The following is a 17,256-nucleotide window of genomic DNA, read 5'->3' as shown; positions in this document are numbered from 1 at the left end:
TGAAGGGACTTATTCGGCTGCAGGTCTGCTGCCGAACCTTGGCTTCGGTATGTAAGGTAGCGTCAGTGAACGCGCCGTACTCCCTGCTGTCGGGGCGCTGATCGCCCATCGGTGAGAACCCTAACTGATTCTCCGTGACAGTTTCTTGTCGTTGGAAATTAATGCCAAGGTGGATGACCAATCAAGAGCTTAGAGCGAAATAAGGTTGACGCCGTCTGCGGTGTTTAAGCGCATGAGAGGCAGGTCAGGTATCAGTGGCGATTGTGGCCCGGACAGTCCCATGGAGGTCTCAGTTGGGCGCCCGGCCCTTCAGCTTGCCATAATAGGTCCAGAGGCAGTGCGCGGCGATACCGCGATAGGGCGAGAACCGTGCCGCGCCCTCGTCAAACTGCTTCATCGGCGGCTTCACAGTCATGCCGCTCGCCGCGCAATACGCGGCCAGAAGCGCCACATCGCCGCTGGGCCAGATATCCGGTCGCCCATCACAGAACAGAAGATAGATACCCGCCGTCCACGGACCAACCCCCTTGATTGCCGTCAAGTGGGCAGCTGCATCCCGATCGTTCAGGGATTTCAGCGTCGCGAGGTTCAATTGACCCGACTGTTCGGCTTCTGCGACAGCTCTTACATAACGGATCTTTGGACCGGAAAGGCCGCATTTGCGCAGGTCCTCCTCCGTCAGATCAAGGACCTGTTGGCTCTTCAACGATGATCCAAGACGCGTGTCGCAGCGGGTCATGATCGACCGCGCACTGGCAACCGAGACCTGTTGTTCGACGATGATGCGAAACAGGCCAGCATATCCCGGTGGGCGGTGCCGGATCACGGGTGTGCCAATGGCGTCGATAGCCCGCGCCATAATGGGATCTGCCTGGCGGAGTGCGGCAAGCGCCTCCGTCAGGTCATCAGAAAGCATGACGTTTGAAGATCGGTCGCAAGTCGCCATCAGCGGCGGCAAACTCTTCCAGCATCGTGCAGGCGAAGCTTTTGCCCGTGCGCGCAATCTCCTGGATCGGGGCCAGAAAGCCGCTCTCATCCATACCGCTGCGATCCAGATGGCCGCGTCGACGCAGGCCCTCCGCAGAGAGGCGCAGAACCTCCCCCGCCAGCTCGGTCAGCTTCATACCCGCGACTTCAGCCTGCATACCATGACGCGCGGCATCGATGCGGAACTGGGCGCGGGTTTCTGGTGTCCAGTCTTTCACGAGGTCCCAGGCGGCTGCGAGGGATTGCTCATCATACAGAAGACCGACCCAGAAAGCAGGAAGGGCACAGATCCGGCCCCAACTGCCTGAATCCGCACCGCGCATCTCGAGAAACGTCTTGAGCCGGACCTCCGGGAAGGCGGTCGAGAGGTGGTCCGTCCAGTCTTCAATCGTTGGCAAAACGCCCGGCGCTGCGGGCAGCTTGCCATCGAGAAAATCACGAAACGACAGGCCCGCCGCGTCGGTGTAGGCCCCGTCGCGCCAGACGAAATACATCGGCACGTCCAGCATATATTCTGCGTACCGCTCAAATCCGAAGCCCTCTTCGAACACGAAATCAAGCATGCCCGTGCGGTTCGGGTCGGTGTCGGTCCAGATATGGGCGCGCCATGACTTGAACCCGTTCGGCTTGCCTTCGGTCAGCGGCGAATTCGCAAACAGCGCTGTGGCGAGGGGTTGCAGCGCCAGAGACGTGCGGAACTTGGCCACCATGTCGGCTTCGGTGGAGAAGTCGAGGTTTACCTGCACGGTGGCGGTCCGGTGCATCATGTCGAGGCCCAGATTGCCGACTTTCGGCATATACTCCCGCATGATCGTGTACCGACCTTTCGGCACCTTTGGCATGTCGGCGCGGGTCCAGTCCGGTGCGGCCCCAAGGCCGATGAATGCCGCGCCCATTGGTTCGCACACGGCTTTGACTTCAGCCAGATGGGTGTGCACCTCGTTGCAGGTCTCGTGGATTGTCTCGAGCGGCGCGCCGGACAACTCAAACTGTCCGCCCGGCTCCAGCGTGATGGAGGCGCCAGCCTTTTTGAGGGCGACGAGATGATCGCCCTCATAAAGCGGCTGCCAGCCGAACTGGTCGGACAGTCCATGGAGGATGGCTTCGATTGACCGTTCACCAGCAAACGGCAACGGCTTGAGGCTGTCCCAGAGAAAGCCAAACTTCTCGTGCTCAGTCCCAATCCGCCACTGATCCGACGGTTTGCACCCAGAGGCCAGATATTCCGCCAATTCTGCGCGGTTCTCGATGGGGGGCAGGTTCGCCCGCGTGCTGGCATCTAGTTGGGTCATTCGCCCCTCCGATTGGTCTTATAGTGCGCCGGGACTAGGCCGAACTGACCATCATACCAAGCCAAAACTATGCCGGGTGGGTATCAGCGTCCCTGTGGCACAGGCGCGATAGAATTATGGACGCGCATGTCCACAGACCGCCTGCCATAGCGCCACGGCCGTAATCGCCGCAGTTTCTGCTTTGAGGATGAGCGCGCCGAGAGAGATGGCGGTGCTGTTCTCTGACTGGCGAACAAGCGCGCGTTCTTCGGGCGTGAACCCGCCTTCAGGGCCAATGAGGATGATCGCAGGTCCTGGCGGAGCGGCTTGCAGGGCCAGCAGTGCAGCTTGCCCGCGTCCACCAGCCCCGCCCCACCGTTCTTCCGGATCATCACCCGCCTCATCACAGAAGATGAGATGCGCACCATCCCGTTCGGCCAGCGCTTTTGCCAAGGGCAAAGGGTCTCGGATATCTGGGAGGTCGAGCCGCTCGGACTGCTCGGCGGCTTCTGTCGCGATGGTGTGGGCGCGGTCGGTCTTGAACCGATCAGAATTGGTGCGCGCTGTGATCACAGGCTGGATTGTGGTGACCCCCAGTTCCGTCGCCTTCTGAACGACAAGGTCCGTGGGACCTTTTTTCAGGGGCGCAAACCAGAGCGAAATCGCTGGTAGATCTGTCTGGGTCCTCGTCCGGTTCAGCAGCGCCGCCTCTCCGCCCTTGCGACCAAGCTGGCCTATCGACGCCCGCCACTCACCGTCGCGACCATTGAACAGGAGAATATCCGACCCCTCGACCAGGCGCAGGACGGTGCCAAGATAGTGAGCATGCTCTTTGGAGAGAGGAAGCTGAATCCCCTCTCTCAGATCGTCGCCAACAAATAGCCGAGGCGGCGGTTTCGCCACAGGATCAGATCCTTAGAACGGGATTTCGTCATCCAGCTCGAACTTCGAGCCGCGATCTTCATAACCCGGATTACTGCCGCCACCGGATGACGCGCCGCCCGAAATCTGTTGGCCATAGCCGCCGCCGGCATTGTCGCCGCGGCCGTCGAGCATGGTCAGCTCAGAGCGATAAGGGCGCAGCACAACCTCAGTCGTGTACCGGTCCTGACCATCCTTATCCTGCCATTTGCGAGTCTCAAGCTGGCCCTCGATATAGACTTTCGAGCCTTTTTTCAGATAGTTCTGCGCCACGCGGACGAGCGGTTCGGACATGATCGAGACACGGTGCCACTCGGTGCGCTCGCGGCGCTCACCGGTGCTCTTGTCCTTCCAGCTTTCGGATGTGGCGATGGACAGGTTGCAGACTTGGCCGCCATTGCTGAATGCACGCACTTCAGGATCCTGGCCCAGATTGCCAATCAGAATGACCTTGTTCACACTACCTGCCATACCCGGCTCCTATTCTTCAGAATTCGTTAATTTGCCGGACCGTAGTCGCGGACCCTCGCTGCGCCTAGTGCCGGCGCTGCGGTTTCTTTCCACAACGTTCTAGGATTGTTCTCGTGTAAGTGCAAGAACGGACCGCTGCAAAAATCGTTTCGCAACTGCGTGCTGCGTGATAAGGTATCATCATGCGCGTTCTTCTCGCCCTCGCTGTCTTTGTGACGCTGAGCCTGAAAATGGTGTCGGCGGTGCATGCGACGTCCTATGGCGATGGCCCGCACGATCACGATGGCGTGCCCTGCGTCATGGCGCATTGGGGCAGTCATCAGGACGATGACTGGCTGGTAACAGACGATGCGGTTCTGATCGAGCCTGTCGTCTTCGCACAGATCAGTGAATTCCTGGCGCGCAGCCTGATCGTGCCGACGGTCCGGATCCTGCCGCCGGGACGAGCGCCGCCCCACGCCTGAATTTCTCTTGTGACATCCGACAGGCGAATTGCGTCGTCTGTCGCCCATTCTCTATGAAATTCAGGTATTTCCATGAAACAGAAACTTGTTCTGTCGACGGCTGCGTGTGCAGTCGCAGTCCTCCTCACCCCTGCCCTTGCCCAATCCGATGAAGACACGATCGTTGTAACGGGCTCGCCTCTTGAACGGTCTACCAGTGACGCTGTGGTCGGCGTCTCGGTCCTCGAAGACGAGGCGCTCGGCCGCCGGATGTCCGGGACGCTCGGCGAAACGCTGCAACAGGTCCCCGGCATTTCAGCAACGTCATTTGGTGCTGGCGCCTCTCGTCCGATCATCCGGGGCCAGGGCGGTGACCGGATCCGTATCCTCGACAATGGTATCGGCTCTATCGACGCGTCTTCCGCCAGTCCCGACCATGCGGTCGCTGTAACCCCGGCCATGGCTGAGCGGATCGAAATCATCCGCGGCACGGCGCTTTTGCGCTATGGCAGTTCGGGTGCGGGCGGTGTCGTCAACGTTATCGACGGCCGCCTGCCGTCGCGCGTGCCTGAAGATGGACTGGAAGGCGCGGTTCGCCTCGGCCTGAGTACGGTGAATGAGGGCCGCGAGGCGGCGGGAGCCGTCACCGGTACGATAGCTGAGCTTGGTGGGGTAACCGTCGTTGGCCATCTCGACGGCAATTGGCGCGAAGCCGAAGACTACGACATTCCGGGCACCGCGGAATCAGTACGGCAGTTGATGGCCGAAGGCGAAGATATTGATGAGGCCGAGCGCGGGACGGTCGAGAACTCATTCGCCGATGCTGATGCCTATGCCGGATCGCTGTCTTTCATCGGAGATCGGGGCTTCCTCGCATTTGGCGTGAAGCAGTCGAACACGACCTATGGCGTGCCCGGCCATGAACATGAACATGGCGATGAGCACAGCGAAGAAGGCGATGGTGTCTTTATCGAGCTGGATCAGACCCGCTACGACCTGAATGGCCGACTTGATCTTGATGGCCCGTTCGAGGCCATCAAGCTCTTTGCGGGCTATGCAGACTATACCCACACGGAGTTCGAGGCTCCCGGTGAGCCCGGCACCGTCTTCACCAATGAAGGCTACGAAGCACGTCTGGAACTGATCCAGCGTCAACGCGGCGGCTGGCGCGGGGCGTCCGGCTACCAGGTTCAACACCGGGATTTTGCGGCGATTGGTGATGAGGCCTTCGTGCCCCCGACCACATCGGACCAATGGGGCGTCTACAGCTTCCAGGAATATGCGATCGGCGATGTCAGTCTGGAGGCCGCTGCCCGGTTTGAACGCACAGACCACGACGCCAAAGGCCTCGCCCAAAATCGCGGGTTTGACGGGATCAGCGGTTCGGTTGGTGCCATCTGGCAGGCCAGCGACCTGCTTTCAGTCGGCGGCACACTCTTCCGCACCGAGCGCGCGCCGACCACCGAGGAGCTTTACTCCGGCGGGCCACATCTGGCGACCAGTCAGTTCGAGCTGGGGGACCCGACGCTGGATGAAGAAATTTCCCGGGGCGTTGAGGCTATTTTCCGGCTTGGCAACAATGTCAGCCACGCGACCGTGAACCTGTTCTACACGGAATATGACGGCTACATCTACGAGGCTTACACAGGTGGCGAAGAAGATGGCCTGCCTGTCTATCAGTTCACGGCCGCCGATGCCGTCTTCCAAGGGGCCGAGTTTGAGGGCCATCTGCATTTCGGTGAGTGGGGCGCGTTCGAGTTGAGCACGGATCTGGTCGCGGATATCGTTGATGCCGATCTGGAGGGCGCGGGCGATGATATTCTGCCGCGTATACCGCCATTCTCAGCAACTCTCGGCCTGAATGCGGAAGCGGAGCAATGGCAGTTGCGGGCCGAGCTCGAGCATGCTGCTGACCGGTCTGACGTGACCGAGCTGGAACTGCCGACCGATGGATATTCGGTCGTCAATGTGTTTGCTGACTGGTCGCCCAGTGCCCTGCCCGACGGCCTGACCCTCAGCGCGGCGCTGATGAACGCGACCGACGAAGAGGTTCGGCTGCACACTTCGTTCCTCAAGGACATCGCACCACAGCCCGGTCGTAATCTGAGACTGTCAGTCCGCTACGCGTTCTGATGATAAAAACTGGCGAGCGGCTCGGTCTGGGCCGTCCGCTCCATCCCGGCGATCATCGGTTTGGCCTGCGCGATGGCGTGCTGAACAGCAGGCAGCTGCAGCGACGCGGCGTGGCTTTCTTTGGTATCCCAGGTTTCGGTGATCCAGATGACATCCCCGTTCTGCGCATCCTTTGCGATGACGTAGCTGAGGCAGCCGGGCATGTCCTTTGTGCCGTTCAACAGGACAGCGATCAGGTCATCGCGTCTGCCTGGAGCGGCGGTGAATTTTCCAATCTGTCCGTACATCGTTTCCCTCCGACTATTTGCGACCTTGTACCACACCACTGGATGTTCGTCACTTGTTCTGGGCGACACATGTGGTTAAGGGCCTATGTCCTGACCTTCCCAGTGCCCTCGGAGACAGCCCTTGTCCTTGAAATCCATCAGCGTCGTTGGCGCCCGCGAACATAATCTCAAGAACATCTCGGTTGAGCTGCCGCGCGATTCGCTGGTGGTGGTCACCGGCCTGTCGGGCTCGGGCAAGTCCTCCCTCGCCTTTGATACGATCTATGCGGAGGGGCAGCGGCGCTATGTGGAAAGCCTGTCGGCCTATGCGCGCCAGTTCCTCGAGCTGATGCAGAAGCCCGATGTGGACCAGATCGATGGACTGTCACCGGCAATCGCGATCGAACAGAAGACCACGTCCAAGAACCCGCGTTCCACCGTCGCCACGGTGACGGAGATTTACGACTATATGCGCCTCCTCTGGGCGCGAGTCGGGGTCCCCTACTCACCGACGACCGGCCTGCCCATCACGTCCCAGACGGTTTCCGAGATGGTCGACCGGCTGATGACAGAGCCCGAGGGCGCGCGGTTTTATCTGCTCGCCCCGATGATCCGGGGGCGGAAGGGTGAATATCGCAAGGAATTCGCCGAGCTGCTGAAGAAAGGCTTCCAGCGCGTGCGCGTGGATGGAACCTTTCACGATATAGCGGACGTCCCTGCCCTTGATAAAAAGCTGAAGCACGACATCGACGTGGTCGTCGACCGGATCGTCGTAAAGGAAGGGATCGAGCAGCGTCTGGCTGAAAGCTTCGAGACGGCGCTGGACCTGGCTGACGGCATTGCGGTGGCGGAGAGTGCGGACAAGGGCAAGGAAGATCACAAGATCACCTTCTCCGCCAAATTCGCCTGCCCCGTATCTGGCTTCACCATCGACGAGATCGAGCCGCGGCTATTCTCCTTCAACTCGCCCCAAGGGGCCTGCCCGGTCTGCGATGGCCTCGGCACGAAGATGGAATTTGATCCCGCACTGGTCGTGCCGGATCCGCACCTGTCCTTGCGTAATGGCGCCATTGCGGCGTGGTCCAAGACCCAGAGCCCCTATTACACCCAGACGCTTGCAGCATTGGGCAAGAAATACGGCTTCTCCGTTGAGGACAAATGGAAAGACCTGACCGCTGCGCAGAAGAACAAGATCCTGCTTGGGACCAAGGGGGAGAAGGTCCAGTTCGTGTACGATGATGGCATTCGCCGTTATGATACGACGAAGACATTCGAAGGTGTTCTGCCCAATCTCGAACGGCGTTGGCGGGAAACGGATTCCTCATGGGTGCGCGAGGATATGGAGAAGTACCAGTCGGTCTCTCCCTGCGACGCCTGCGATGGCCAGCGCCTGCGGCCCGAAGCCCTGGCCGTGAAGGTCGGTGAGCGGAACATTTCAGAGGTCACATCCAAATCCATCCGGGATGCCGACGCGTGGTTTGCGGATATCGACAAGAGTTTTACGCCCAAGCAGAAAAGTATTGCCGTACGCATCCTGAAGGAAATTCGGGACCGGCTGCACTTCCTCAATTCTGTTGGCCTCGACTATCTTGGCCTGGCCCGCGCGTCCGGCACTCTGTCCGGCGGGGAGAGTCAGCGGATCAGACTGGCCTCCCAGATTGGTTCGGGGCTGACCGGCGTTCTTTATGTGCTGGATGAGCCGTCGATTGGCCTGCACCAGCGTGACAATGACCGACTGCTCGATACCCTCCGTCGACTGAAGGGTCTGGGCAATACGGTGATCGTGGTTGAGCATGACGAAGACGCGATCCGGACCGCCGACTACGTGCTCGACATCGGACCCGGCGCAGGGGTGCATGGCGGAAATGTCGTGGCTGCCGGCACGCCCGCCGAAATCGAGGCGAACGAAAATTCCATTACCGGTGCCTATCTGTCCGGCCGGATGGAAGTACCCGTCCCGGCCGAACGTCGGGTGTTCGACCCGAAGCGGGTCATCACGGTGATCGGCGCGAGCTCAAACAATCTGCAGAACGTGACGGCTGAGTTTCCGATCGGACTTCTGACCTGTGTCACCGGCGTCTCGGGCGGCGGGAAATCCACCCTGACGATTGAGACCCTGTACAAATCAGCTGCGCGCAAGCTGATGAAGGCGAAGACCGTGCCGGGGATGCATGACCGCATTGACGGTCTCGAGCAGCTCGACAAGGTTATCGATATCGATCAGTCGCCAATCGGCCGTACACCGCGATCCAATCCGGCCACCTATACCGGCGCGTTCGGGCCGATCCGTGACTGGTTTTCAGAGCTGCCTGAATCGAAAGCCCGGGGCTACAAGCCGGGCCGTTTCTCCTTCAATGTGAAGGGTGGTCGGTGCGAGGCCTGCCAGGGTGACGGCGTCATCAAGATCGAGATGCACTTCCTGCCCGACGTGTACGTCACGTGCGATACCTGCAAGGGCAAGCGCTATAACCGCGAAACGCTCGAGGTGCAGTTCAAGGGCAAGTCGATTGCCGATGTGCTCGACATGACCGTTGAGGAAGGCGCGAAATTTTTCTCCGCCGTGCCGTCCATCCGCAACAAGCTGGCCACGCTCAATCGCGTGGGCCTCGGCTATGTGAAGATCGGACAGCAGGCGACGACCCTGTCTGGTGGTGAGGCGCAACGGGTCAAGCTGGCCAAGGAGTTGAGCAAGGTGGCCACGGGCCGCACGCTTTATATTCTTGATGAACCAACCACGGGCCTGCATTTCGAAGATGTCCGTAAGCTGATGGAAGTGATTCAGGAACTCGTCGACACCGGCAACACGGTCGTCATCATCGAACACAATCTCGATGTCATCAAGCAGGCGGACTGGCTCATCGATATCGGTCCTGAGGGCGGTGACGGCGGCGGTGAGATCGTGGCGGCGGGCACGCCGGAAGACGTCGCAGACGAAATGCGCAGCCATACTGGTCGCTTCCTCAAGCCTATGCTGGAGCGGTCAGCAAAGCCGCGTCAGCCGGCGCGCAAAGCTGCGACGAAAAAGACCGCGGCCAAAAAGGCGACGGCGAAAAAGCCACCAAGAAGACGGCAAAGAAAATGAGCCGGAAGTCATCAGCCGCGTAAGGCGCGATGTACCAGTGCACCGCCGAGCCCGGCATTCAGAGCAGCGGTGAACCCGGCCGCGCCAATCACCAGCATCCCCATGATGACGGACATCAGGCCCCGCAGGACCGGGCCCATGGACCAGTCGGGCAGCATGGCATCAAAGCTGAAGATCAGGGTTTCAGTGCCGATCGACAGGGCGCTGAAGATCTGAAACGCCAGCCAGAGCAGCGCCAGAAACGCCACATGGATCAGGACGAAAAGAATGAGCACCAGCACCATGGGGAAGATATTCCAGCCAGCCGTCAGGCGCAGGGCGCCGCGCACACTGTCATACGAGTCCCCCGGCTCCCGCCCCGCCGCCAGAAACGGCAGCGGGAAGAGGCGGATAATCGCGTAAAGCGCCAAGATCAGCACTGGCAACAAGACCACGGTATCCAGCGTGTCCACGTTGATCCCGATGCGCATGAGGTAGGCATCAATCTGTAAAAGAACGGCATTCACGCTGTCATAGGTCGGTACGGTCTCGATCGAATGCAGGCTACCCTCTGCAAAGACGGCATGCTCGGCTTGGAGCATATTGCCCACGGTACCGTCCATCGCCTGCATGCCGAAATGAGCGAGAAACCGCGCGCCGAAGATCACACCTGCAAAACTGACCGCACAGGCCAGGACATATTTCAGGTGCCGCGGGCCGAAGGACAGATGCACCGTGCGGTGATGGGGCACGATGTTGTGGCTGGCGTAGCGGATCAACGGCACCGCGTAGCTCGCCTGCAGGATCACGGCGACACCCATCAGGCCGATATAAACGGGATTCAGGATCAATAGCGCCTGAACGAATTTGAAGGTGTAACCCGGGTCGAGCCGGAGGCTGGTCGCAATGCCTGCATAGGGGGATCGCATTCCCAGCTTGGCGCCAACTGCCTCAAGGACCAGAAGAAGAACAAGGGGAAGCCACGCCACGCGCAGGACCGTGGCAAATTTTGACACCGCGAATCCCAGCGATTCATAGATCACGCCAAAGGCGGAAATCCGCGGTTTTCCCATCTCGCCCTGCCCCACAACAACTCAACGTGCGTGAACGCTACGGTGTGGCGCAGCGTCTGTCCATATCAGCGCCTCCCGTCCTGCTGGCGATCCGGACATGACCGTGCCACACTGTGGTCAAAAGGAAACGCTTCGCGCGGGGGAAATCATGAAACACTTGGCATCAATGGTTCTGGGCGCTGTCTTGCTGGTAGCGCCGGGGCCTGGCGTGGCGGCAGAACCTCCCGAATACCCTTTCACCCCGGATTCGCTTGTACAGGATAACGTCGCGAAAGGTGACCTGAAGGGCCCCTTCGAATTCCATAGCGAGGTGTTTGACGGCACTGTCCGGCAGTACTGGATCTATGTGCCTCAGGGATATGACGCGGTGTCACCGCCTGATCTTCTCGTGTTTCAGGATGGCCAGCGTGCGACGAATCTTAATGGCTCGCTGCGCATCCCGACCGTCCTCGACAATCTCATTGCCAAGGGTGACATCCCCCCGACGCTCGGCGTTTTCATCACGCCCGGCCATCTGAGCGAGCATTATCCGGATGATCTGGGCATGAGCAATCCAGACCATCGCTGGCAGGAATATGACCAGCTGGACGACGACTACGCGACAATGCTGATTGATGAGCTGTTGCCCGTTGTGGCGGAGGATTACAGCTTTTCCGATGACCCCGCTGATCGCATCATCGGCGGCACCAGCAGCGGGGCGATTGCGGCCTTCACCGTGGGCTGGCACCGTCCGAACCAGTTTGGCAAGGTCATCAGCTTTATCGGCAGCTACACGTCCATTGCCTATCGGCCCGAGCTGGACGTGCCGCTGGAGCGTGGCGGCGATGCCTACCCCGCCATGATCCGCAAACTGCCGATCCGCCCCCTGAAGATTTTCCTGCAGGACGGCTCCAACGATATCGACAATGAGCATGGCAACTGGTTCCTCGCCAATCAGCAGATGCTGGCCGCGCTCAACTACGCCAATCGCGCGGCCGATGAGCGGGGCGATGACGGCCCCCGTTACGTCATCGACCACGTGTGGGGCGAAGGCGGACATTCGGATCAGCATGGCGGGGCCATCCTGCCCGATGTCCTGCGCTGGATGGCGGCGGACTGAGCCGTCAGAAATGCGGGCCCCACATGAACAGGGTGGCACCGAAAATGCCCATTGCCATGATTAGCGTGCCAAGGATGAGGCCGCCGCCCATGATGTATTTGGGCGCGGCGCTCCTGCTGTCCTGCGCCGCAAAGTAAAGCTGCAGCACGGCAACAGGCAGAAAAAAGGCGGCGAAGGATATCGCGACACCGGCTGGCCCCTCCAGCCCGTCACCGAGCCAGCGGGGGCTCTGGTTGATGATGATCCACGCCATCACAAAGACGCGAATAAACCACACGCCATTGGCCGCCAGAAACAGTCGCATTGCCCATTTGCGATGCTCATTGATGCGGCGCCGCATGGCGAGGCGAAGGGCGATCGTAGCAAAGAGGATGATGCACAGCGCATTGCCCGTGATGCCGACCGCACCGGCCATGGAGGTGTAGCTCCCCCTGACCCACACCATCATCAGGCCGCCAAGGGCCATCATGTAGGCCATGAGCATGAAGATCCGCCCGTTCCACCGGTGAAAAGCGGGAGCATACCGCCTGATGGCGGGGATGAGCTGCAAAAGGCCGCCAAGGGTGATGACCGCCGCACCCAGCGCGTGGGTGATGAACAGGAAATTCCCGGTCTCATCCCCATCGACGATGCCGGTGATGACGTCCTTCTCGTTAAGCGAGCCAAGATCATTCTGGACGGTCGCTTCACCGTAAAAGGCGAAGATGTAGTAGATGAAGATTGCCTGCCCTATCGCCGCGACGATATACCAGAAAATGCCGGTGCCTTTCAGAAACAGATCGGCGCGTCGGGTTTGTGGGTGGCGTTCGGTCATGGCGGTCAGTCCTTGCAGATGAATCAGACCTGCCTTCAAGGCGGCAGGCTGGTCCTGCGTAGGAACGGACGGCCCGCCAACTCTCGCCGATTTGCCAATTCGGTCAGTTTCGTTGAAAATTTCCGGAGATTTGCATAGTCTGACCCCTGGGGCGGAAGGCGAACATCATGACATTCGGGGCAATGAACCTCTTTGTGCTGACCTCGACGGCGACGGTCACCCTCGCCCTCTGGTTCGTCGTAGATCAGTTGCGCCGGAAACCGCTTTGCCAGCTCAATGTCGTGGCGGCGTTCTTCGCGGTTGCGATCGGCAGTTTTATCTTCAGCGCGGTGTACGGCGACAGATTGGGGCCGCTGCTGCCTGTGTTTGGCTTTCTTTGTGTAGCGGGATGTGGCTGGTCGTGGCTCCTGTCGCGGTCCCTGTTTGACCCGGCGCGGGCGGGCGAACGATGGCCGTTCGCTCTGGTGGCACTGTTGAGCCTTAGCGGGTTTGGCGGTCAGTTCCTTCCTGATGGCTGGGCGTGGAGCGGCGCGTTCCGTCAGGTCACGGGGATGATGAGCTCAACTGTTCTTCTCATGTCATTGTTTGAGGCCTGGAGGGGGATTGGTCTTGCCATGTCGCGCGCCGAGGGGCGTTTCCGGGTGACCTTCATCATCGGCTATCTGTGCCTTCTGCTTTTCGCCGTAATCATCGTGGACAATGCGCCGGCAGGCTCGTTCTTCGCGCGCGAAGCGGAAACGGTTCGCGTGCTGATGGCGATGGCCGCCCTGGCGGGGGGCATCGCGGCCGTGCGGTACCGCCAACGCCACCCGGTGACGGCGCAGCGCAAGGCGCGCAAATCTGAGCCCGTGGCCGGCGCTGGTCTCGATCGTCTGGCGCTGAAGGTCGGGCGCACCCTGTCCGCCGAGGATGTCTTTACGACCCCTAATCTGAAAATCGGCGATCTGGCCCAGATTTTGGGTGAGCCAGACTATAAGGTGACGCAGGCGATTACGACCGGTCTAGGCTTTGCCAACTTCAATCGCTGTCTCAACAGCTACCGGGTCGACATGGCCAAACGCCTGCTGGTCGATCCGGCGCATCGGAACACCTCCATCCTGGACATCGCCATGAGCTGCGGCTTTGGCTCCATCGGCCCGTTCAACCGCGCGTTCAAGGAAGACACCGGCCAGACGCCGCGCGCCTTTCGACGGGGTGACCGTTGCGACGTAATATCGAATGAACAGGGTCAGGCTTGTGACCGCTGACGCTGGTCGCACAGCCAAAGAAGTGTTTCTGAAAGCGGACTTCCAGTCCCTCGGCTCTCAGCATATCAGCAAAGGCCGCAGCGTTGCCAAAATTGGCCGTGTACGTCCCTATCATGGCAAAATCTTGTGCGCCTTTCAGGAAGAACCGTTCGATGAGCGGCAGGACCGTGTGCAGATGAAAATTGTAGAGGGGCCGAAGAAACCAGCCCTTTGGGTCCGACGCTTCTATCAGGCTGAAACTGCCGCCTGATTTCAGGACACGGGCAAGCAGCTTGGCCAGTTTTGCATGTTGCTCTCTATTGAACGTTTTGAGCCCAAAGGTTGAAACGACAAAATCAGCGCCTGAATCTGGCAGATCGCTGGCCAAAACATCATCTTCGATAAAATCAATCCGGTGGGCCCTGTGGGTGTGCAGTCGTTCGATGGCGCGTCTGTGCATGCCCGATGACAGGTCAATGGCCGTGATGCTGCCTAAATCCGGATATTTTTTTAGAAGGTGGGGCCATACCTCCCCCGTTCCTGCCATTAGATCATAGGCAATCGGTGATGGCGATGTCGTCTTGTCGAGCTTGGCCACGCACTGCCTGCGCCAGCGCTCAGTAAAACCCAGTGATGCCACGTAGCTGAAGGCTATGTATTTTTCCGAACAGCGATCGAAGACGCTTTTCACGAAGGCCGGGTCGTAAACGTCTGTTTCCTGCATGGCGCCTCGCTTTTGTCATTTCGATGATTATCTGATTTTGAGCGCCCGACCAGCCCCCCTTTCGCCGCAGGCGCGTGACCGCTAAAGCCCGCCGCTATGGCAGATATTACAATCATTGGCGGGGGTCTTGCAGGCTCCGAAGCCGCCTTTCAGGCTGCAGAGGCCGGGGCGAGCGTTGACCTTTTCGAAATGCGCCCGGTCCGCAAGACCGAAGCCCATGAGACGGACAATTTTGCGGAGCTTGTGTGCTCCAACTCCTTCCGCTCGGATGACGCGGAGTATAACGCGGTTGGTCTGCTGCACGAGGAGATGCGCCGCTGCAACTCGCTCATCCTGCGCTGCGCCGATGCCAACCAGGTGCCCGCGGGTGGCGCGCTGGCCGTGGATCGCGACGGTTTCGCCAGTGCAGTGACAGCTGCGATCGAGGCGCATCCCAACATTACCATTCACCGGTCGGAAGTCACGGAACTGCCCGCGCCCGGCACGAACGCCATTATTGCGACGGGGCCCCTGACCTCGGGGGCGCTGGCGGATGCCATCAAGGCCGTTGCGGGGAATGATGAGCTGGCGTTCTTCGATGCCATTGCGCCGATCATCCACAAGGAATCGATCAATTTCGACATTGCCTGGTTCCAGTCGCGGTATGACAAGCCGGGCCCTGGCGGCACAGGCAAGGATTATATCAATCTTCCGTTCTCGGAGGAAGAGTACAATACCTTCCTCGACGCGATCATCGCCGGTGAGAAAACCGAGTTCAAGGAATGGGAAAAGAACACCCCCTATTTCGAGGGCTGCCTGCCCGTCGAAGTCATGGCCGAACGCGGTCGCGACACCTTGCGCTTTGGTCCGATGAAGCCCGTGGGCCTGACCGATCCGCGCACCGGGCGGCGGCCCTATGCCGTGCTGCAGCTGCGCCAGGATAATGCGCTGGGTACGCTGTATAATATGGTCGGTTTCCAAACCAAGCTGAAATATGGAGCGCAGGCGGAGGTTTTTCGTCTCATACCCGGCTTGGAGAAGGCGCAGTTCGCGCGGCTCGGCGGCATCCACCGCAACACCTTCATCAACAGCCCCAAGATCCTTGATCAGACCCTGTCGGTAAAGGCGCGGCCTTCTTTGCGTTTTGCCGGACAGATCACCGGGGTTGAGGGATACCTTGAAAGCGCGGCCATCGGCCTTCTGACCGGTCGGTTTGCGGCGGCAGAGGCGCGCGGCGCAATCATATCGCCGCCGCCGCGCACCACGGCGTTGGGGGCGCTTCACTATCACATCACCGAAGGTCATGTGGACGGCGGCAAAGGCTCCTTCCAGCCGATGAACGTGAACTTTGGTCTTTTCCCTGAGATGGAGACCCCGCGCATCGATGATGAGGGCAACCGCATCAAGGGCAAGGAAAAGGGGCGTGCGCGGAAGAAGGCGATGTCGCGCCGGGCACTGGTCGATCTAGCGGGGTGGGTGGCCGCATAAGCCACCCTGCCGGCCATCTTGCTGGTCAACGTGTGTCCGCCCTATAGTTCCCGATTGGACAGGGGAGGACAACAATGACAACACCAAAAGCACCGCCATTTTTTGAACGCCTTGTCATCGTCGACGCGTTGCGCGGCTACGCGCTCATGGGCCTGTTCCTCGTTCACTGTGTTGAATATTTTGAGCTCTACTGGCTGAACCCCTACCCGAGCGTCGTGAACAGTCTCGTCTTTGGCCTTTTCGGGGGAAAGGCGTTCGCCATTTTCGCCCTCTGCTTTGGTCTGTCCTTTCACATCATCATGGATAGAGCGGCGCGGCGGGGAACGGATTTTTCAGGGCGCTTCGTCTGGCGTCTCACCCTTCTCATGGTTATCGGTGTGCTTCACGGACTGATCTATCGGGGCGATATTCTGACTGTTCTGGCGCCTCTTGGGCTTCTCCTGATTTTCATTCACCGTATACGAAATAACTGGATCCTGCTGGCCCTCGCAGGGTTCCTGTTCCTGCAGCCAGAGCTGATTATTCGCACGATCAGTGCACTGAATGGCGCAGATTGGGCATTGCAACCACCCTATTTCCTGCTCGATCAGTCATTGAACACCTTTGCCAATAGCTCTTTCGGCGATATCCTCGCGGTCAATCTGTGGGATGGCGTGCATCAGCGCATGAGCTTTTACTGGACGTCCGGGCGGATGATGCAGATCGTAGGCCTTTTCATCCTCGGGCTCGTTCTTGGCCGCATCGGCTTCTTTGCGCAGCTCGACCGGCACGTCACGTCGCGGCGGATCTTGCTGGGGCTGTTCCTGCTCCTTGGCTTTGGGCTCGAAGCCCTGACGGGCAGTGTCACCCAGATGGTACCAGCGGGCCCCGATGGCTTCGCCCGCCAATGGTTTGGCCAGATATGGGGCAGCTATCACAAGCTGGCCTTCACCGGCGCACAGGTCATCTTGTTTGTTGAAGTTTGGCGTCTTGTGCCGCGTGTGATGCAGACACTCGCCCCTGTGGGACGCATGACCCTCACTCTCTATGTCGGCCAGAGCCTGCTGTTTGTCCCCGTATTCTATGGTTATGGTCTGGGGCTATGGGACGACTGGAATCAGGGACAGGCGCTGACATTTGGTGTTATCACCTTCGGTATGCAGATGATCGCGGCAAGCCTCTGGTATCGGCACTATCGCTACGGGCCTCTCGAATGGCTGTGGCGGGCGGCAACATTCGGGACAGTGGACATTCCATTCAGGCGGACAAGTGCCGCGTGATATCAATACTGCCCTGACGCGAATCACCTCTTGCATGTTCT

At 59.8% G+C, this 17,256-nt stretch carries 15 protein-coding genes; 7 read left to right on the top strand and 8 right to left on the bottom strand.

Annotated features, from left to right (window positions below; all coding sequences use genetic code 11):
* Positions 1–289: 289 nt before the first annotated feature.
* The 4 genes from RUI03_RS07200 to ssb all read right to left on the bottom strand — a co-directional run bounded on the left by RUI03_RS07200 (position 290) and on the right by ssb (position 3,650).
* Entirely contained in the window at positions 290–946 is a 657-nt protein-coding gene (locus RUI03_RS07200; protein ID WP_317289611.1) for a hypothetical protein, read from the bottom strand.
* Complete coding sequence (locus RUI03_RS07195; protein WP_317289610.1) at positions 906–2,279, bottom strand: glutamate--cysteine ligase; 1,374 nt, start codon at positions 2,277–2,279, stop codon at positions 906–908. The genes RUI03_RS07200 and RUI03_RS07195 overlap by 41 nt, the downstream gene beginning before the upstream one ends.
* A 114-nt stretch (positions 2,280–2,393) precedes the next feature.
* A complete protein-coding gene (locus tag RUI03_RS07190; protein ID WP_317289609.1) occupies positions 2,394–3,161 on the bottom strand; it encodes a 16S rRNA (uracil(1498)-N(3))-methyltransferase in 768 nt (255 codons plus the stop codon).
* 12 nt (positions 3,162–3,173) lie between these two features.
* Positions 3,174–3,650 carry a single-stranded DNA-binding protein gene (gene ssb / locus RUI03_RS07185; protein WP_317289608.1) on the bottom strand — a complete coding sequence of 159 codons (477 nt, stop codon included), beginning with the start codon at positions 3,648–3,650 and terminating at the stop codon, positions 3,174–3,176.
* A gap of 182 nt (positions 3,651–3,832) precedes the next feature.
* Here ssb and RUI03_RS07180 point away from each other — a divergent pair, with 182 nt between their 5' ends.
* Both RUI03_RS07180 and RUI03_RS07175 read left to right on the top strand, forming a co-directional pair.
* The gene (locus tag RUI03_RS07180) at positions 3,833–4,114 is read left to right on the top strand and encodes a hypothetical protein (protein ID WP_317289607.1); all 282 of its coding nucleotides are present in this window, start codon (positions 3,833–3,835) and stop codon (positions 4,112–4,114) included.
* A 72-nt stretch (positions 4,115–4,186) separates the two neighbouring features.
* Positions 4,187–6,226, top strand: coding sequence for a TonB-dependent receptor (locus tag RUI03_RS07175; RefSeq protein WP_317289606.1), 2,040 nt, complete (start codon positions 4,187–4,189; stop codon positions 6,224–6,226).
* Here RUI03_RS07175 and RUI03_RS07170 read toward each other — a convergent pair.
* Entirely contained in the window at positions 6,214–6,513 is a 300-nt protein-coding gene (locus tag RUI03_RS07170; protein WP_317289605.1) for a putative quinol monooxygenase, read from the bottom strand. The two genes, RUI03_RS07175 and RUI03_RS07170, sit on opposite strands and share 13 nt — an antisense overlap.
* A gap of 121 nt (positions 6,514–6,634) precedes the next feature.
* Between RUI03_RS07170 and uvrA the strand changes: the two genes are divergently transcribed.
* A complete protein-coding gene (uvrA, locus tag RUI03_RS07165) occupies positions 6,635–9,574 on the top strand; it encodes an excinuclease ABC subunit UvrA (RefSeq protein ID WP_317289604.1) in 2,940 nt (979 codons plus the stop codon).
* Between the two features lie 11 nt (positions 9,575–9,585).
* Here the strand turns inward: uvrA and RUI03_RS07160 are convergent, their stop codons facing one another.
* On the bottom strand, positions 9,586–10,626 hold the full coding sequence (locus RUI03_RS07160; RefSeq protein WP_317289603.1) for a hypothetical protein: 1,041 nt from the start codon (positions 10,624–10,626) through the stop codon (positions 9,586–9,588).
* 148 nt (positions 10,627–10,774) lie between these two features.
* On the opposite strand from RUI03_RS07160, the gene RUI03_RS07155 reads away from it, so the two are divergent.
* Complete coding sequence (locus RUI03_RS07155; RefSeq protein WP_317289602.1) at positions 10,775–11,725, top strand: alpha/beta hydrolase; 951 nt, start codon at positions 10,775–10,777, stop codon at positions 11,723–11,725.
* Between the two features lie 4 nt (positions 11,726–11,729).
* Here the strand turns inward: RUI03_RS07155 and RUI03_RS07150 are convergent, their stop codons facing one another.
* Positions 11,730–12,539 carry a DUF2306 domain-containing protein gene (locus RUI03_RS07150; protein ID WP_317289601.1) on the bottom strand — a complete coding sequence of 270 codons (810 nt, stop codon included), beginning with the start codon at positions 12,537–12,539 and terminating at the stop codon, positions 11,730–11,732.
* A 167-nt stretch (positions 12,540–12,706) separates the two neighbouring features.
* Here RUI03_RS07150 and RUI03_RS07145 point away from each other — a divergent pair, with 167 nt between their 5' ends.
* Entirely contained in the window at positions 12,707–13,786 is a 1,080-nt protein-coding gene (locus tag RUI03_RS07145; protein WP_317289600.1) for an AraC family transcriptional regulator, read from the top strand.
* Here RUI03_RS07145 and RUI03_RS07140 read toward each other — a convergent pair.
* Positions 13,692–14,489, bottom strand: a complete 798-nt coding sequence (locus RUI03_RS07140) for a class I SAM-dependent methyltransferase (RefSeq protein ID WP_317289599.1) — start codon at positions 14,487–14,489, stop codon at positions 13,692–13,694. The two genes, RUI03_RS07145 and RUI03_RS07140, sit on opposite strands and share 95 nt — an antisense overlap.
* A gap of 96 nt (positions 14,490–14,585) precedes the next feature.
* Between RUI03_RS07140 and trmFO the strand changes: the two genes are divergently transcribed.
* Together trmFO and RUI03_RS07130 are read left to right on the top strand one after the other, a co-directional pair.
* Positions 14,586–15,956 (top strand): methylenetetrahydrofolate--tRNA-(uracil(54)-C(5))-methyltransferase (FADH(2)-oxidizing) TrmFO, encoded by a 1,371-nt coding sequence (gene trmFO / locus RUI03_RS07135; RefSeq protein ID WP_317289598.1) that lies wholly within the window; start codon positions 14,586–14,588, stop codon positions 15,954–15,956.
* Between the two features lie 74 nt (positions 15,957–16,030).
* A complete protein-coding gene (locus RUI03_RS07130; RefSeq protein ID WP_317289597.1) occupies positions 16,031–17,215 on the top strand; it encodes a DUF418 domain-containing protein in 1,185 nt (394 codons plus the stop codon).
* Positions 17,216–17,256: the final 41 nt, after the last annotated feature.

The sequence above is a fragment of the Parvularcula sp. LCG005 genome, assembly GCF_032930845.1.
Taxonomy (GTDB): Bacteria; Pseudomonadota; Alphaproteobacteria; order Caulobacterales; family Parvularculaceae; genus Parvularcula.
This window is presented reverse-complemented; position numbering and strand designations above follow the sequence as displayed.

Coding starts and splice junctions, on each gene's coding strand:
- RUI03_RS07200 (WP_317289611.1), bottom strand. CDS start 946: ATGGCGACTTGCGACCGATCTTCAAACGTCATGCTTTCTGATGACCTG.
- RUI03_RS07195 (WP_317289610.1), bottom strand. CDS start 2,279: ATGACCCAACTAGATGCCAGCACGCGGGCGAACCTGCCCCCCATCGAG.
- ssb (WP_317289608.1), bottom strand. CDS start 3,650: ATGGCAGGTAGTGTGAACAAGGTCATTCTGATTGGCAATCTGGGCCAG.
- RUI03_RS07180 (WP_317289607.1), top strand. CDS start 3,833: ATGCGCGTTCTTCTCGCCCTCGCTGTCTTTGTGACGCTGAGCCTGAAA.
- RUI03_RS07175 (WP_317289606.1), top strand. CDS start 4,187: ATGAAACAGAAACTTGTTCTGTCGACGGCTGCGTGTGCAGTCGCAGTC.
- RUI03_RS07170 (WP_317289605.1), bottom strand. CDS start 6,513: ATGTACGGACAGATTGGAAAATTCACCGCCGCTCCAGGCAGACGCGAT.
- RUI03_RS07160 (WP_317289603.1), bottom strand. CDS start 10,626: ATGGGAAAACCGCGGATTTCCGCCTTTGGCGTGATCTATGAATCGCTG.
- RUI03_RS07155 (WP_317289602.1), top strand. CDS start 10,775: ATGAAACACTTGGCATCAATGGTTCTGGGCGCTGTCTTGCTGGTAGCG.
- RUI03_RS07150 (WP_317289601.1), bottom strand. CDS start 12,539: ATGACCGAACGCCACCCACAAACCCGACGCGCCGATCTGTTTCTGAAA.
- RUI03_RS07145 (WP_317289600.1), top strand. CDS start 12,707: ATGACATTCGGGGCAATGAACCTCTTTGTGCTGACCTCGACGGCGACG.
- RUI03_RS07140 (WP_317289599.1), bottom strand. CDS start 14,489: ATGCAGGAAACAGACGTTTACGACCCGGCCTTCGTGAAAAGCGTCTTC.
- trmFO (WP_317289598.1), top strand. CDS start 14,586: ATGGCAGATATTACAATCATTGGCGGGGGTCTTGCAGGCTCCGAAGCC.
- RUI03_RS07130 (WP_317289597.1), top strand. CDS start 16,031: ATGACAACACCAAAAGCACCGCCATTTTTTGAACGCCTTGTCATCGTC.